Below are 15,800 nucleotides of genomic sequence, written 5' to 3'. Positions count from 1 at the left end.
TTTTTATTTAACCACAAAAGAGGCAAAAGATTTAGATACTTTTATCTAAAGTTGATGAGTACAAAGAAAAAAGCACACAAAAATCTTTAAAAATCTTTGATTTTTTATTCTTTTGAGAACTTTGATTATTAATAATAGCTTTATAATTATCTTTTGTTCCTTTTGTGGTTAAATTTCAAATTAGTTTAAACAGCTTTTTTGTTAAAACTCATAATCGACAACTCTAAACTTCTAACTATTTTTCCTATTTTAGCTAAGCAAAATACTATCTATGATTGACAATATTAATGTAAGAGTTTATGCATGCGTTGTAAAAGACAAAAAAGTTCTTACGCTTTTTGAAGAATATGCAGGTGAAGCCTTAATGAAATTTCCGGGCGGTGGATTAGAATACGGAGAAGGATTGACAGATTGCCTGAAGCGAGAATTTGAAGAAGAGCTAAATGTACATATAGAAGTAATAGAACATCTTTATACACAGGAAGATTTTTTGGTTTCGCGCTTCAAAGAAAACGAGCAGCTTCTTACTATATATTATATGGTAAACATCATTAATGAAGAAGATTTCATTATTATGGATCCTTGTATTGAAAAAATAGACTGGATTTCTATCGACTCAGTTGAAAATCCTTTTAGTCTACCTATCGATAGAATTGTTTTCGATAAATTGAAAGAAAAATTCCTGTAAATATTTACAGGAATTTTTCTTTTTTATTTAGAAACTTTAAAATCATTTGCTCCAGGATAGGGTTGTAAATAACCAGAATTCCAGTTAGATTGCAAAAGTGATTCTAAGAACTCATCTGTTCTATTCTTATGAGGATTGTAAGGCTCTTTCAAATCAATATCTGCCATTTTGCCTTTTACATTCCACCAAAATGCACTCCATCCACCACGTAATTCTCTAATGATTTCGAAAACATTTTTCCCAGTTCCTCTATTCATTAATTTAGCAAAAACCTGACCTTCAGTTGTCGTCAAGTCCCGCAATTGCTTTTCATACTGGTCAGCCAACATATTTTGTCTGTCTTTTACATATTTTCTTTTGGCAGCGCTATCCAAATTATTCATTTCGCCCTGAATATCTCTATATTGTTGCAAAGCAGTTAGAAATAAAGGATAAACCCTATATAATTTCTTATTTAGAAAAAAGTAATAATTTTTATCGAGTTGATTATTGAATTTTGGTTTATTTAAAAGCACCAACTCATCCATTACAACAACAGTTTCACCGTTGATTTCGTAGAATTTAGCTTTTTGCCTTGCATCATAATAATATTTATTACCAAACTCATCTGTTCTCAGTTCTTCCGGCGGATACTGACTGAGAGGCTTTATACTTATAGAATCTTTCTGCTGCCCAGAAACACCAATCACAAAAAACAAGAGAAAAAGGCAGGCAATTTTATGAAATTTCATTATTTTTACACGTATTATAACAAAATTTGACAACAAAAATCATTCCCTTTATATGAAATTCGAAAAGAAATCTTTGAAATTTTTAGAGAAATATTTAAACACTTCATCACCAACCGGTTATGAACATGATGGGCAAAAAGTCTGGATGGATTATATCACACCTTATGTAGATAAAGTGGAAGTTGACCACTATGGAACCTGCTATGGAATTATCAATCCTGAAGCAGAGTTTAAAGTGGTTATTGAGGCACATGCCGATGAAATCTCTTGGTATGTAAACTATATTACCGATGACGGATTAATCTATGTAATCAGAAACGGAGGTTCAGACCAAACCATTGCACCTTCTAAAATCGTTCACATTCATGGTGAAAAAGGAATTGTAAAAGGAGTTTTCGGATGGCCGGCAATTCACACTAGAAGCGCCAACCAAAATGAACCTACTCCGAAAATTGACAATATTTTTATCGATTGTGGAGCAATCTCAAAACAGGAAGTTGAAGATTTGGGAATTTTCGTCGGATGTATGATTACCTATCCTGATGAATTTTTCGAAATGAACGACCGCTATTTTGTCTGCAGAGCTTTAGATAACAGAATCGGTGGATTTATGATTGCAGAAGTTGCAAGACTCTTAAAGGAAAACAAAAAACAGATTCCTTTCGGTTTATACATCACCAATTCAGTACAAGAAGAAGTTGGTCTTTATGGAGCAGATATGATTGCAGATACTATAAAACCTAATATTGCAATCGTTACAGATGTTACTCACGATACAACAACACCAATGATTGAAAAGAAAAAAGAAGGCGATCAGAAATGTGGTGACGGTCCGGTTGTATTTTTCGCTCCAAGTGTACATCACACGATCAGAGAACTGATTATTGACACTGCAAAAACCAAAAAAATTCCTTTTCAAAGAGCAGCAGCAAGCAGAGCAACAGGCACAGATACAGATGCTTTCGCTCATTCTAATGGTGGCGTACCAAGTGCTTTGATTTCCTTACCTTTGCGCTACATGCATACAACAGTAGAAATGGTTTCTAAAGAAGATGTCGGAAACGTGATTCAACTGATTTACGAAACACTTCTGAAGATAAAACCAGAAATGAAACTGAAATATCATTAAAAAAGAAGTTAGAAATTAGATCTTAGAATTTAGTTTAAAAACTAATGATTGATTTCTAATATTTAGCTTCTAATAATATCTAACATCTAAGTAAAGTAAAAATGAAAACGAAGCTTATTGCTCCTTCCCTTTTATCTGCAGACTTTGGGAATCTGCAAAGAGACATTGAAATGCTAAACAATTCTCAAGCCGACTGGTTACACATTGATGTAATGGATGGAAGATTTGTCCCTAACATTTCGTTCGGTTTTCCGGTGATGAAAACAATCCAACAACACGCAAAGAAATTTGTAGATGTACATTTGATGATTGTAGAACCTGAAAAATATGTTGAAGAATTTATCGATTATGGGGCAGATCTTGTTTCTGTACATTACGAAGCTTGCACACACCTTCACAGAACAATCAATCTTATCCAAAGTAAAGGAGCAAAAGCTGGAGTTGTTCTTAATCCTTCTACTCCGGTTTTGATGTTGGAAGATATTATCGCAGATGTAGATTTGGTATTATTAATGAGCGTAAACCCGGGTTTTGGAGGTCAAAAATTTATCGAAAATACTTACAAGAAAATTGCTGAGACCAAAGACCTTATTTTAAGCAATAATTCTACAGCACTTATTCAAGTGGATGGTGGAGTAAATTTAGATAATGCATCTAAGTTATTTGAAGCAGGTGCTGATGTTCTAGTTGCAGGAAATGCTGTTTTCTCAACAGAAAATCCTGAAAAAACAATCGAGCTTTTAAAAATTTAAATAAAAAAAGGCAGTTTAATCAACTGCCTTTCTTCCCACTGCTGAGAGAGTAATTATATGGTTGTTAGTTTTCACTGTTTTTGATTCGGATATCAGAAAAATATGATTCTCTGTTTTTATTAGCATAAAGATGGTAAAATATAAAACACCAACCTATCCGTAAAAACACTGAAATTTTAAATAATAAGCATTTATTTTAGTTTTTCTTCTAAACATATCGCAAACTGAATTAGCAAAACAACAAACAAAACACGATTAATTAGAATGAATCTAAATAATATCAATTCTGAAAGAACATTTTTTTCATGATTTTTCAGGAGGACAAAATGACAGATAATTGCCTCTCCAAATAATATCAAAAAAAATCCGGAATAATTTCCGGATTTTTTTTCGTAAAGTTTTAATTAAAAAATCTCTCTTCCTGAAAAATGGAATTGAGCTTCAATTAATGCATTTTCGTTAGAATCAGAACCATGCACTGCATTCTCTCCAATGCTTCTAGCAAACATTTTTCTGATAGTTCCTTCTGCTGCTTCAGCAGGATTGGTAGCACCAATTAAAGTTCTAAAGTCTTCAACAGCATTGTCTTTTTCCAAAACAGCTGCAACGATAGGTCCAGAGCTCATAAAATCAACTAATTCACCGTAAAAAGGTCTTTCTGCGTGCACTTCATAGAATTTTTTAGCATCAGCAACAGTAAGTTGAGTTAATTTCAAAGCTTTGATTTTAAACCCACCCTCTGAGATCTTTCCTAAAATAGCTCCGATATGACCGTCAGCAACCGCATCTGGCTTAATCATTGTAAATGTAATGTTTGACATAACTATATATTTTTTTAATGGCGCAAAATTACAAAAAATATCCAAAATATAATTTTAATTTAATTTTAACATTAAATAACTTTTATTAAGAAATTTTAAAAACATTTTTGGCACAGTAATTGCAATTACTAATTCGATTCTCATGTTTAATTTGAGTTTTCATGGTTATTAGTTTTTACCCAGCTTCGGCTGGGTTTTTTTATTTACAATAAAAAGTCAATTTAATTATGCAATTCGCAATCGTAAAACAATATACAAGTAAGTACAATAAATTATTGCTTCAATATGAATTAAAGCAATAATTAGATTTTTTAAAATAAGGTAAGAATTATTTAGTTGCGAGCGTTTTCTTCCGCTTCATCCATAAGCTTAACATAGGTAGAATATCTTGTCGCTTGAATTTCACCAGTTTCTAAAGATTCCAAAACGGCACACTTTGGCTCATTTACGTGAAGACAGTTATGATATTTACACTTTTCTCTCTTTTTGAATATCTCAGGAAAATAATGTTGTACTTCTTCTTTTTCAATGTCAATCATGGCAAATTCACGTACACCAGGGGTATCAATAACATTTCCGCCAAAATCCCAAAAGTGCATCTGCGCAAAAGTGGTGGTATGTTTTCCTTTTAAATGAGTGTCTGAAATTTCGGAGGTTCTCAAATTAAGATTCGGCTGCATCGCATTGACCAATGTAGACTTTCCACAACCTGAATGCCCGAAAAACACTGAGGTTCTATCTTTCAACATCTCAACAAGACTATCCAGATTAAGCTTAGAGTAAGAAGATATTTCTAAGGAATCATATCCAATTTCATTGTATAGAAATTCAATATCTTTTATAATTTCAGATTCTTCATCTGACAAAACGTCCATTTTATTAAATAAAATAAGTGGCTTTATATTATAAGCTTCACAGCAAGCAAGAAACCGGTCAAGAAAACCGAGAGATGTTTCAGGATGCTTTAATGTGAAGATAAAACACGCCAAATCAATATTCGACGCAATAATGTGCGCTTCTTTTGAAAGATTTACAGATTTTCGAATCAGATAATTTCTGCGGGTTTCGATTTTTGTAATCCATGCAACATCGTCTTGTTCCAACTGAAATTCAACAAAATCACCAACGGCCAAAGGATTGGTAAGCCTGGTTTTTATCAATTTAAATTTCCCACGAATTCTCGCTTCAAAAATTTTTCCGGTTTCCGTTTCCAAAACCTGATACCAGCTTCCTGTAGATTTAATGATTTTTCCTTTCATACTATGAGTGCAAATATAAGGAATTAGGTTTTAGATAATAGGATTTAGTTTATATCCAATTTGCTTAGTTACAAATTCTAAACCCTATCATCTTTATTTCAACCCAATTTATCTATTAATCATAATGTTGTTTTGAACTTCAATAGATTCTTCATGAATTGCTTTAAAAACTTTTTCAATAAAATCTTGCGACATTCCTGTTTCTGAAGCTTTCTGTGCGGCATATTCAGTAATTACTTTCCAACGGTCTGGCTGGAAAATAGCAATATCATTTTCTTTTTTCAGTTTTCCGATTTTTTCAGAAATTTTCATTCTTTGAGAAAGTAATTCAATCACTTGAAAATCTAAATCAGAAATTAAAGTTCTATGTCTTCCCATTTCATCATCAAAACCTGCCAAGCCAGTACTTCTAACTTTCAGATTAGAAATCATCTCACCTAAAACTTCCGGAGTAATCTGCTGCGAAGCATCACTCCACGCTTCATCAGGATTACAATGCGATTCAATAATAGCACCCTGGTAGCCAACATTTAGTGCTTCCTGAGTAATTCCTGCCAATCCGGTACGGTTTCCACAAATATGTGAAGGGTCAATTAATATAGGGATATTAGGAAACTGACTTTTAAAATCTAGAGCAATCTGCCAATTTGGATTATTTCTATATTTTGTTTTTTGGTATGTAGAAAATCCTCTATGAATTGCTCCTAAATTCTTAATATCTTGCCCTAAAAGCCTTTCTAAAGCACCAATCCATAGCGCTAAATCAGGGTTTACGGGGTTTTTAACTAAAACTATTTTTTCAGTTCCTTTTAAAGCTTCTGCAATCTCCTGAACTGTGAAAGGGTTTACCGTAGAACGCGCGCCAATCCATAAAATGTCAACATCAGCTTTCAATGCAGCATCAACGTGATGAGCATTAGCCACCTCTGTTGCAGTTTTGAAGCCATATTCTTCCTTTACTTTTTTTAGCCAGTTTAAACCAATAACACCAACTCCTTCAAAACCATTCGGCTTGGTTCTTGGCTTCCAAATTCCTGCACGAAAAATAGGAACTTGCGTATTTGTTTCTTTAATTCTTTTTGCAGTTTCCAGCATTTGTTGTTCGCTTTCCGCACTACATGGTCCTGCAATAATAAGTGGCTGTTGGAACTGATTAATCCAGCTGTTTTCCAAATCTTTTAAATTCATATCGTTTTATATTTATATTTTTAAATTAGAGTCAATAGTATATGTATTATAAAATTACTTTATAATTCTTTCAAAAAAATGTCGTTCAAAAATTGTTGTGAAATCAGGAATCTAAAAGTGAATCCTTATATTTTTTAAGAAAGAAATTAAATTAGCTATACCAATAAAATCGATAATAACTTCTAAAATTTCTATAATAAAATGTAGCAAAAGAAAGATAACCGCTTAAGAAATAAGCAGGTATAAAACTGATTGTTTGAGTAAAATCAGGCGTATATGTAAACTTGGAATGTTCCAATTTTTATACTGTATTTATCTTTGTCTTTGTAAATATTTAGCAAAGATATAAAAATTATGACAAATCAAACCTCATTAAATCATCCAAATCTTTTAAAAGTGGATTCATCTCAATAAATTTCTCAAAAATTTTCTTTTTCGTCATGATTTCAATCTTAAGGTTTTCGTGGTCTTTATTAAATTCAAAAACGATAGAATGATTGTTTACTTTATGTTTAAAATGATTAAAAAACTCGATGCTTATTTTATCAAATTCTATTTTCGCAGAGTCTGAAGGATAAGAAATCTGAATCGTTTTCTCATCCATTTTATGAAGCTTAAAAGCTTTTATTGCATTAAAGATTACTGGGTCTTTGGTACGGAGCTGCTTCAAAAGTTCGGTCCATTCATTTTGAACGTCGGTCTCAGTAAAATGATGTTCTGGAAGATTACCAGTATTTATAATGACGGTTTTTTCCGTTTCTTCAGATTTTTCTTCTTTATTCAGAAAAGAGTTAATACTAAACCCTGAAGAAAGATTAGGTTTTGATAAAGGCTTTGAAGCTTTAGCAACAGGTTGTGAAGTTTGTTCAGGTTCAGTAACTTTAGCCTGAACTTTTACCTCTTCTACTTTCTTTTCCTGAACTTGAGTTGGTAATTTAACATCCTGTTTCTCCTGAAGAAATGGAGCTAGTATTATGAACTTTTTTTTTTAGCTATTTCGCCACCGGCTGAAAGAGAAGATAATTGCATCAAGGCAATTTCTACGGTAAGTCTAGGATTTTTTGAGTTTTTATAATTGATATCTGCATGATTGCAAATTTCAATTCCGTCGATGAGATTTTGAGGACTCCATTTTTGCCCTTGCTCAACAAATTTTACTTTAGTCTGCTCTCCTACTTCAATTAAATCTATTGTTGAAGAATTTTGAGCCATCATCAAATCGCGGAAATGGTTTCCAAGTCCGGCAATAAATAAATGAGGGTCAAAGCCCTTTTTTACAATTTCATTAAAAGCAAAAAGGATTTCGGGAATTTTATTTTCTTTAGCAAAATCAACAATTTTCAAATATTGATCGTAATCTAGAATATTAAGAACTTCAGCGGCTTTGGCAAGGGTAATATTCTTTTGAGAAAATGTAGAAAGTCTGTCAAAAATCGAAAGGGCGTCTCTTAATGCTCCATCAGCTTTTTGGGCAATCAGATATAATGCATCATCTTCATACTTTACATTTTCTTTTTCAGCAATACCCCTCAAGTGATTCTGAATATCAAGAATGGTAATTCTTTTAAAATCATAAATCTGACAACGCGATAAAATGGTAGGAATGATTTTATGCTTTTCGGTCGTTGCTAAGATAAAGATTGCATGAGCAGGCGGTTCTTCTAAAGTTTTAAGAAAAGCATTAAATGCAGCAGAAGACAGCATGTGCACCTCATCAATGATATACACTTTGTACTGACCAACCTGGGGTGCAAAACGTACCTGATCTATCAGTTCACGAATATCATCAACAGAATTGTTGGATGCTGCATCGAGCTCATAGATATTGTAAGCAAAACCATCCTCAGAGACAGAGCCGTCTTTTTCATTGATTTTTCTTGCCAGAATTCTGGCGCAAGTCGTTTTACCAACGCCACGCGGACCGCAAAACAAGAGTGCCTGCGCCAACTGGTTTTCTTCAATGGCGTGCTCTAAAGTATCTGTAATATGAGATTGTCCAACAACAGTATCAAACTGTTGAGGACGGTATTTTCTTGCAGATACGATAAAATTTTCCATTGCCCAAAAGTAAGAAATATAGTTTTAATTTAAAAATTTTAGCTTCCAAATTTTAGTAAACTCTTTATTACTTTTGGGTAACAGGATATTATTTGCTGTAAGCGTAGTCAATAATATCTACCAAAGCTTTTTCAATTTTCTTTCGTCCTTCTTCAGTTTTCATTTCTATTCCGCAGAAAGTAGATCCATTGTGGCCTGTATAAAGATTCAAGTGATAAATTCCAGCTACTAAAATAGCAGTAATCGCTCTGTATTCTTCAGCTTTATCGCCAAAATGAGGGTCTGTAATATTTTTGAAAAGCTCTTCTCCAACTTCTTCTCTTTGATCTAAAAGTTTTTTAAGAATAGGTCTGCTTTCAGACATTTCCCAAACTAAGATTTTTTGAAGTTCTTTGTTCTTTTTTAGAGTTTCAAACTGGTTAAGAATTGCTAATTTAGACAATTCTTTTCCTCCATCAGACAAATCAATATCTCCTTCTGGTGCGAATCTGCTCCAGTAATCCTGAGATTTGATATACTCATCAATTAATTTATCTGTGCTTCCAAAATATTCATAAATTAGTTTTTTATCAAAACCAGCAACAGCAGCAATCTTGCTTACCATTAATCCTGAATATCCTTTCGTTTTCAAAATCTTTCCTACTGCATTGAGTAGTTTTTGTTTTGTTTTTTCTTTGTCTCTAATCGGACCTTGTACAACTTTTCTAGGCATCGTTTCAATTTATTTTGCTAAAAGCAATTAATTTAATATTTAAAAATCTTACACAACATCTAATCTTTTGTTTACAAAAGATTTAACAAGCTTGTCTAACAAATATACATCTCTTATGTGAGAATTGTGTAAGATATATTTTAATAAATACGATTTTTTTCATCATCCGGTTTTTGGTCTGCAAAAAAAACAAACAAATATTTTTAATCTTTAATTTTTTTTCAAATAAAAAGTGCAAAAATACTACATCCTAATCAAATGACAATTATTAAACAATAACACTTATTCAATAATAACAAAATAATAGTATCACATAGATAAAATTAATGCCACTTAAGTGAAAAAATTAAAACAAATCAATTATTAAACATGTAATATTGAGAATTAAAATCTTTTAATATCCTTAATTAAAATTACAATTTTTTTTAATATCAAATCATAAATCCTCAAAAGATATTTATTGTTTTTTTTACTGTATTTGCAGTACTGTTACATGTTTAGTGCCAACTTCAATTTTCAAAGTAATTTCCGGTTCACAATTTTATTTTTTTTTGTGAACAGAATATTGTTGTTCATTTTTATTTTCATAATTATCACGAAATGTATCTTTGCAACTGTAAACTGAATTTATTATTTAAAAATCAGTACATAATGTAAACTTAAATGAAAATCATCCCTCTAAAAGAAGACAATTTTGTAGCCGACAAGTTTAAAAACTTTAAAATTCTTGAAGAAAACCCTGAAGCTAAAGGAATAAGAATGTCTATTCAACCTTTTTAATCATTACAGAAAACGATTATATCCTTATTGACGCAGGCTTCGGTTGGAAAAACATAGAGAATAAACTGATTATAAATAAAATTTTACAAGAAGAAAATATTAAGACCAGTCAAATTACAAAGGTTTTGCTTTCTCATTTGCATAAAGACCATATCAATGGTACTTTAATAAAAACAGATGATGGATTTGAACCTAATTTCCCGAATGCTAAAATTTATATTCAAAAAAGAGAGCTTGATTTCGCTTTTGAAAGCCGTGGAAACCCGTCGTTTGATTTTGAAATTTTAGAAGCACTCATTCAACAACCCAATATTGTTTGGATGAATGATGATCAGGGACAAATCAATGATGAAATTTATTATGAAGTTGTTGGCGGGCACACTCCTTTTATGCAAATTTTTAAAATTACAGAGAATGATGAGACTGTTTTTTATGGCGCAGATAACCTTCCGCAAGAGTCTTATCTGAAATATCACTTAGCTTACAAAAGCGATTTTGATGGTAAAAAAGCAATGCAACTTAGGATAGAATGGCAAAAAGAAGCTATTGAAAACAATTGGAAAGTTCTTCTTTATCACGACCTACAAAAAAGTATTTTACAATTCTAAACTTTATACATAAAAAAACTCCTGCAAAATAAATCTACAGGAGTTTTTTTGTGTCAAATTTTAAAACTATTGACTTACTTTGTTTAGAAGCTCAATATCTTCAGAACTTAATTTAAGTTCAGGAGCAGCAAATAAAGTTTTCAATTGAGACTCGCTCGTTGCACTTACGATCGGAGCGGTCACTAATGGATTTGCCAGAAGCCAAGCCAATGCAATGGAAGCCTGAGTGGTTTCGTGTTTTGCGCTGATCTCATCCAAAGCTTTTAAAACATTCAGACCTTTCTCATCTAAATATTTCCTTACTCCTTCTCCTCTTGCACTTTTCTTTAAATCATCTTCATTACGATATTTTCCGGTAAGAAAACCTGCTGCCAAAGACCAATAGGTAAAAACACTCAAATCATATTCTTTCACCAGATCTGCATATTGAGATTCAAATTTTTCTCTTTCCAATAAATTATAATGCGGCTGTAATGCGACGTATTTCGGAAGGTTATTTTTTTCGGCAACTTCAAAAGATTCTTTCAATCTTTCGGGTGAAAGGTTCGAAGCCGCAATATATCTTACTTTTCCAGCTTTAATAATTTCATCATACGCTTCTAACGTTTCTTCAACCGGGGTTTTCTGATCATCAAAATGCGTATAATAAAGATCGATATGATTGGTTTGAAGTCGAGCCAAAGATTCATCTACCGATTTCAGAATATGTTTTTTACTGATGTCGAAACCATGCTCTTTTGTTTCTGAGCCTACTTTCGTTGCGATTACCAAATCATTTCTGTTATTCCTCTGCCTCATCCATTTTCCGATAATTTCTTCCGACTGACCGCCTTTTCCGTTGACCCACCAAGAATAGGTATCAGCAGTATCTATAAAATTAAAACCTCCCGCTGTAAACTGATCTAAAATATCAAAAGATTGTTTTTCATCTAAAGTCCAACCAAAAACATTTCCTCCAAAATTCACCGGTGCTACCAAAAGATCCGTATTCTTTATTTTTATTTTTTCCATAAACAAATTTTATATTATTTAAAAAGTAAAGCTAATTTATGTAACAACCTTTGGAAAACAGCTCAGGAATTTAGTTTTAATAAAAATTTAACCCATAGAAAATTTCGATTAAAAAGAATTTCAAGGCAGACTCCAATGTACATTGTCATAATTTTTTATAAATTTGTTCTTTCGAAATAAAGGAAATGGTGTCTTCCTTACCCAACCGTATTAAAAAGCTGATGGCGCCTGATTAGTTGAATGTTTACCATTTAATCAGGTTATTATGTTTAATAAAAATAAAAGATCGGTTTTTAGAACTCTCAGTGTTTTAATTCAATTATTTTTCAGAAAGTATCCTTCAACGTTTTTTGTAGCGAAATGGATCTTCATTACTGCAATTATTGGAGGCTTTATCGGATGTGCCTCAGCTTTTTTCTTACAAACTTTAGAGTGGGCAACACAATTTAGAGGAGATCATCTTTGGATCATTGTTTTTTTACCTTTAGCTGGATCTTTAGTTGGTTTATTATATTATTATTTTGGTAAAGATGTTGAAGCCGGAAATAATTTATTGATTGAAACTATTCACGAACCCAAAAAAATAATTCCATTTAAAATGGCTCCATTGGTCTATTTAGGAACGATGATCACTCATTTTTTTGGAGGTTCTGCAGGACGTGAAGGAACAGCTTTGCAAATGGCAGCATCAATTGCAGACCAATTTTCAAAACCATTAAGGCTTTCGGGCGAAGACAGGAGGATTTTAATTATATCAGCGATCGCAGCAGGATTTGGATCGGTTTTCGGAACTCCCATAGCCGGAGCGGTCTTCGGGCTTGAAGTATCTCTTACGGGAAAAATAAAATACAAAGCCTTATTTCCTGCAATTTCCGCATCATTTATTGCAGATTTAGTTACAAAATCATTAAACACTCATCATACTGAATATGTGATCAGTTTTATCCCTGAAATTTCATTATTGAATATTTTATATGTTCTTATTGCCGGTATTTTCTTTGGTATTTGTGCCGCATTCTTCAGCAAAACCATTCATAAGACAGGAGACCTTTTTAAATCTAAAATTTCTTATCCACCGCTCCGTCCTTTGATAGGGGGAATTATCGTTTTATTATCGGTCTGGTCAATGGGAACCACAAAATATCTTGGTTTAGGAATCCCTACGATACAAGACTCTTTTTCGCAACAGCTACCAGCTTATGATTTTGCTTTAAAAGCAATCATTACAATCATCACTTTAGCTTCGGGCTTTAAAGGCGGCGAAGTGACTCCGTTATTTTTTATTGGTGCAACTTTAGGAAATACACTTGGGTATTTTATTCCCTTGCCTTTGGCACTTTTAGCAGGAATGGGCTTTGTAGCAGTTTTCGCCGGCGCTACCAATACTCCAATTGCATGCAGCATCATGGCTTTTGAATTATTTGGAATAGAATGCGGAGTTTATGTGATCATTGCGTGTTTTGTTTCGTATTTATTTTCCGGGCAAAACAGTATTTATAAAAGTCAGATCCTTGGCAAGTCTAAACACAAAAGATATTGGAAAAAGGAGGAATATCTTTAAAGCATCTAAAAGCAAGTTTAGTTTACATTTTTAACCACAAAACGATTAGAATATTCTTTGTCGACTACTCGTTCTGCATGTACATTCATCTATTTTATCCGTACGCTTTACAAAATCATCTGTTTGCTGTGTAAATACACCTGTATTGTTCACAAACTCAACTGTACATTTCGCAATAGAAACTGTTAGCGGTGCAAATCCATCTGACCTCATCGCAAACTCAACTGTCCATTGTGCAGACCCATCTGTTCGTTCTGCAAATATGTCTGACATTATCGGAAACTTAACTGTTCGCTGTGCAGACCTATCTGTCTGTTGTGCAAATGCGTCTGGTTTCGTCGCAAACTCAACTGTTCGCTATTCAAAGTGAGATAACCAACTGCTTATCTTACAATTTGATCTTACAGATTAAAAAACTTAGAAAATCAGTTTCAATAAGATCAATTATTTAAGCTTAAATAGAAACTAAGACCGAAATAAAAGAGTTTCGGTCTTAGTAACAAAGTTTATTTTACTAATTCAGGAATCGCAATTTCATCTAAATCTATTTTAAAACCTTCTAATTGTTTTTGAATTTTATTTTTATCATTAACAAAGAAAGAAGTTGTTCTAAATAGAGTTTCATAATACGCTATTCCTTCAAAAAGATTAGCTTTAAAAGCTTTCCATTTTTTAATTTGCGAATTGGTCAGCTCCCCGGAAAAATCTAAAATCTCTTTTCTTAAATGGTCTACATACATTTTCAGTTCATTAATGAACATATTAGATCGGTCAGTTTCAGGAAGAACATTTCCATTTCCATAAATATGTTGAATCATTTCTGAAAGAGAAACTTCTTTATCAAAATAGGCTAAATTGGGTCCCGGACAAACAACAACTCCTTGCTTCTCACCTTTTATTTCAATCCCCTGTTCTAAATACGCAGAATTAACCAAGCCTACACACAAACAAGCTTTATCGGTGATCTTCTGTTTTTCAGATTCAAATTGCTTCTGAGTAATTTCACTTTTTACAGCTTCAAGATCTTTCAGTTTGACATCCTGATATTTTTTTGAAGCCGTACACATTCCTTGTGGAGAGTACTCTTTGCTTAATGCCAATAATTTTTTAGGACACGAGCTTCCGAATTTATTTTTTGATTCTTTATGATGCTTCAAAATTTCATTTGAAGTTCCTTTTACCGTATTAAATGGAACTCCTAACGGAGAAATATTACTTAGGTAATAATCGTTTTGCTTTGATCTCACCAGAAGCTCTCGTGTTTCACGGTCTACTGATGTAGCTTCAGGGACCAATAAGAACGGTGATCCCCAACCAACACTATCAACCTGATAATTTTCAAGAAGAAAATCATGTTCTTCAGCAGTTCCTACTCCACCCTGAACTGTAATTTTCATTTCTAATGGTTCAGTAGGAATGTATTTTTCTTTTTGCTCAAGAGCTTTAATCATAAGAGAATGTGCCGAAGAGATCAATTCATTTTTCTTTAATCTAAATTCTTCCATGATCGGACCAAGTAACAAACCTTCCGTCGCAAAAGCATGACCGCCACAATTAAGCCCCGATTCAACTCTATATTCTGAAACCCACAGTCCTTTTTTAGCCAAAAAATTCCCCTGGATCATTGCAGAACGGAAATCACTCACTTTAAGAATGATCTTTTTTTTGATATAATTATTAGCATCCGGAAAAAAATCCTCAAACTCTTCAATGTAACTGTACAAACGTGGGTTCATCCCTGCGGAAAGTACCATCGATGATGATATCTTACTTTGAGCAAACCCACGAAGAGAAGCATGCGCATCATTAAAAATTACAGGAAGTTGCTCGTTATTACGATAATTGTCTTTATCAACCTTGGTCATAATATTGACATCGATATTTCCCGGAGTAAGATTTTTTTCGATAAAGCTTTTAATATTTAAAGCTATAGAATCTCCCTGGTTCAGAATATTTTGCAGTCCGTCTTTTAGTTCGGAAGTATTCGGAAGCATCGCCATGAAGTTCTTCAGAGCATCCGTATTTTTAGAAATTTCTTCTTTAAAAGATTCAAATTTTTCTGTGACGATATCATCCATCATATCTAGATAATCTGTAATTCTTTTGGCTCTGTGATCTTCTGTTTTAGAGGAAATTCCAAAATAATTAAGATTGAATTTTTTGCTGTAGAAATTTTTCATTTTCTCTACAATTTCGTCATCAATAATCGATATAACTGAAGAAATTCCGTATTGCGCGACACGAATCGGGCTGTCTATCGTGTAAGATAATCCCATAACGGGAATATGAAAACTGTGTAAAGGCTTATTAATCATTATTTTAAACAATAAATTTACTCTCATATTTCTATGAAAGTGATAATGATCTGAAAACCTGTGAATTTGTATTAAATTCCTGGCAAATGTAAAAATTTAAACCTCACTATGCAACAAATAATAATTTTTAAATGCCAATCTAATGCTGTACAATTTTCAAAATAAAAAAATTAGATAAATTACTAAG

The 15,800-nt window shown here is 32.6% G+C and carries 16 protein-coding genes; 6 read left to right on the top strand and 10 right to left on the bottom strand.

The features are described 5' to 3' along the window. The first annotated feature begins 271 nt into the window (after positions 1–271). The gene (locus tag AB671_RS00335; RefSeq protein WP_066680777.1) at positions 272–688 is read left to right on the top strand and encodes an NUDIX hydrolase; all 417 of its coding nucleotides are present in this window, start codon (positions 272–274) and stop codon (positions 686–688) included. Between the two features lie 23 nt (positions 689–711). Here AB671_RS00335 and AB671_RS00330 read toward each other — a convergent pair whose 3' ends face one another. Further along, a complete protein-coding gene (locus AB671_RS00330; RefSeq protein WP_066680778.1) occupies positions 712–1,419 on the bottom strand; it encodes a DUF4294 domain-containing protein in 708 nt (235 codons plus the stop codon). Positions 1,420–1,471: 52 nt separating this feature from the next. On the opposite strand from AB671_RS00330, the gene AB671_RS00325 reads away from it, so the two are divergent. Together AB671_RS00325 and rpe are read left to right on the top strand one after the other, a co-directional pair. After that, positions 1,472–2,548 carry a M28 family peptidase gene (locus AB671_RS00325; protein WP_066680779.1) on the top strand — a complete coding sequence of 359 codons (1,077 nt, stop codon included), beginning with the start codon at positions 1,472–1,474 and terminating at the stop codon, positions 2,546–2,548. 101 nt (positions 2,549–2,649) lie between these two features. Continuing rightward, positions 2,650–3,300, top strand: coding sequence for a ribulose-phosphate 3-epimerase (gene rpe, locus AB671_RS00320; RefSeq protein WP_066680780.1), 651 nt, complete (start codon positions 2,650–2,652; stop codon positions 3,298–3,300). 404 nt (positions 3,301–3,704) lie between these two features. Here rpe and AB671_RS00315 read toward each other — a convergent pair whose 3' ends face one another. The 4 genes from AB671_RS00315 to AB671_RS00300 form a co-directional block, all read right to left on the bottom strand. Then, positions 3,705–4,121 carry a nucleoside-diphosphate kinase gene (locus tag AB671_RS00315; RefSeq protein ID WP_074228878.1) on the bottom strand — a complete coding sequence of 139 codons (417 nt, stop codon included), beginning with the start codon at positions 4,119–4,121 and terminating at the stop codon, positions 3,705–3,707. A 332-nt stretch (positions 4,122–4,453) separates the two neighbouring features. After that, a complete protein-coding gene (gene rsgA / locus AB671_RS00310; RefSeq protein WP_066679981.1) occupies positions 4,454–5,380 on the bottom strand; it encodes a ribosome small subunit-dependent GTPase A in 927 nt (308 codons plus the stop codon). A gap of 108 nt (positions 5,381–5,488) precedes the next feature. Then, positions 5,489–6,568 (bottom strand): chorismate mutase, encoded by a 1,080-nt coding sequence (locus AB671_RS00305; RefSeq protein WP_066679980.1) that lies wholly within the window; start codon positions 6,566–6,568, stop codon positions 5,489–5,491. Between the two features lie 352 nt (positions 6,569–6,920). Beyond that, positions 6,921–7,238: a hypothetical protein gene (locus tag AB671_RS00300; RefSeq protein ID WP_157444098.1), complete on the bottom strand. Its 318-nt coding sequence runs from the start codon at positions 7,236–7,238 to the stop codon at positions 6,921–6,923. Positions 7,239–7,308: 70 nt separating this feature from the next. On the opposite strand from AB671_RS00300, the gene AB671_RS22140 reads away from it, so the two are divergent. Beyond that, positions 7,309–7,458, top strand: a complete 150-nt coding sequence (locus tag AB671_RS22140; protein ID WP_157444097.1) for a hypothetical protein — start codon at positions 7,309–7,311, stop codon at positions 7,456–7,458. An 82-nt stretch (positions 7,459–7,540) separates the two neighbouring features. Here AB671_RS22140 and dnaX read toward each other — a convergent pair whose 3' ends face one another. Further along, positions 7,541–8,626, bottom strand: coding sequence for a DNA polymerase III subunit gamma/tau (gene dnaX, locus AB671_RS00295; RefSeq protein WP_066679978.1), 1,086 nt, complete (start codon positions 8,624–8,626; stop codon positions 7,541–7,543). Positions 8,627–8,714: 88 nt separating this feature from the next. Further along, a complete protein-coding gene (locus tag AB671_RS00290; RefSeq protein WP_066679977.1) occupies positions 8,715–9,338 on the bottom strand; it encodes a TetR/AcrR family transcriptional regulator in 624 nt (207 codons plus the stop codon). A 779-nt stretch (positions 9,339–10,117) separates the two neighbouring features. On the opposite strand from AB671_RS00290, the gene AB671_RS00285 reads away from it, so the two are divergent. Continuing rightward, positions 10,118–10,726: an MBL fold metallo-hydrolase gene (locus AB671_RS00285; protein ID WP_228390972.1), complete on the top strand. Its 609-nt coding sequence runs from the start codon at positions 10,118–10,120 to the stop codon at positions 10,724–10,726. Positions 10,727–10,792: 66 nt separating this feature from the next. Here the strand turns inward: AB671_RS00285 and AB671_RS00280 are convergent, their stop codons facing one another. Continuing rightward, positions 10,793–11,737 (bottom strand): aldo/keto reductase, encoded by a 945-nt coding sequence (locus tag AB671_RS00280; RefSeq protein WP_066679976.1) that lies wholly within the window; start codon positions 11,735–11,737, stop codon positions 10,793–10,795. Positions 11,738–12,002: 265 nt separating this feature from the next. Here AB671_RS00280 and AB671_RS00275 point away from each other — a divergent pair, with 265 nt between their 5' ends. Continuing rightward, entirely contained in the window at positions 12,003–13,298 is a 1,296-nt protein-coding gene (locus tag AB671_RS00275) for a voltage-gated chloride channel family protein (RefSeq protein WP_082987187.1), read from the top strand. 45 nt (positions 13,299–13,343) lie between these two features. Here the strand turns inward: AB671_RS00275 and AB671_RS00270 are convergent, their stop codons facing one another. Further along, positions 13,344–13,571 (bottom strand): hypothetical protein, encoded by a 228-nt coding sequence (locus tag AB671_RS00270; protein WP_066679975.1) that lies wholly within the window; start codon positions 13,569–13,571, stop codon positions 13,344–13,346. A gap of 233 nt (positions 13,572–13,804) precedes the next feature. Further along, positions 13,805–15,613 (bottom strand): hypothetical protein, encoded by a 1,809-nt coding sequence (locus tag AB671_RS00265; protein WP_066679985.1) that lies wholly within the window; start codon positions 15,611–15,613, stop codon positions 13,805–13,807. Positions 15,614–15,800: the final 187 nt, after the last annotated feature.

It is taken from the genome of Chryseobacterium sp. BGARF1, from assembly GCF_001677955.1.
GTDB lineage: Bacteria > Bacteroidota > Bacteroidia > Flavobacteriales > Weeksellaceae > Chryseobacterium.
Note: the sequence above shows the minus strand (reverse complement) of the source record. Positions and strands in the feature narration are given on the sequence as shown.

Bases quoted from the DNA above. Each gene is read 5' to 3' on its own strand.
- AB671_RS00335 (WP_066680777.1), top strand. From the start codon at position 272: ATGATTGACAATATTAATGTAAGAGTTTATGCATGCGTTGTAAAAGAC.
- AB671_RS00330 (WP_066680778.1), bottom strand. From the start codon at position 1,419: ATGAAATTTCATAAAATTGCCTGCCTTTTTCTCTTGTTTTTTGTGATT.
- AB671_RS00325 (WP_066680779.1), top strand. From the start codon at position 1,472: ATGAAATTCGAAAAGAAATCTTTGAAATTTTTAGAGAAATATTTAAAC.
- rpe (WP_066680780.1), top strand. From the start codon at position 2,650: ATGAAAACGAAGCTTATTGCTCCTTCCCTTTTATCTGCAGACTTTGGG.
- AB671_RS00315 (WP_074228878.1), bottom strand. From the start codon at position 4,121: ATGTCAAACATTACATTTACAATGATTAAGCCAGATGCGGTTGCTGAC.
- rsgA (WP_066679981.1), bottom strand. From the start codon at position 5,380: ATGAAAGGAAAAATCATTAAATCTACAGGAAGCTGGTATCAGGTTTTG.
- AB671_RS00305 (WP_066679980.1), bottom strand. From the start codon at position 6,568: ATGAATTTAAAAGATTTGGAAAACAGCTGGATTAATCAGTTCCAACAG.
- AB671_RS22140 (WP_157444097.1), top strand. From the start codon at position 7,309: ATGACGGTTTTTTCCGTTTCTTCAGATTTTTCTTCTTTATTCAGAAAA.
- dnaX (WP_066679978.1), bottom strand. From the start codon at position 8,626: ATGGAAAATTTTATCGTATCTGCAAGAAAATACCGTCCTCAACAGTTT.
- AB671_RS00290 (WP_066679977.1), bottom strand. From the start codon at position 9,338: ATGCCTAGAAAAGTTGTACAAGGTCCGATTAGAGACAAAGAAAAAACA.
- AB671_RS00280 (WP_066679976.1), bottom strand. From the start codon at position 11,737: ATGGAAAAAATAAAAATAAAGAATACGGATCTTTTGGTAGCACCGGTG.
- AB671_RS00275 (WP_082987187.1), top strand. From the start codon at position 12,003: ATGTTTAATAAAAATAAAAGATCGGTTTTTAGAACTCTCAGTGTTTTA.
- AB671_RS00270 (WP_066679975.1), bottom strand. From the start codon at position 13,571: ATGTCAGACATATTTGCAGAACGAACAGATGGGTCTGCACAATGGACA.
- AB671_RS00265 (WP_066679985.1), bottom strand. From the start codon at position 15,613: ATGATTAATAAGCCTTTACACAGTTTTCATATTCCCGTTATGGGATTA.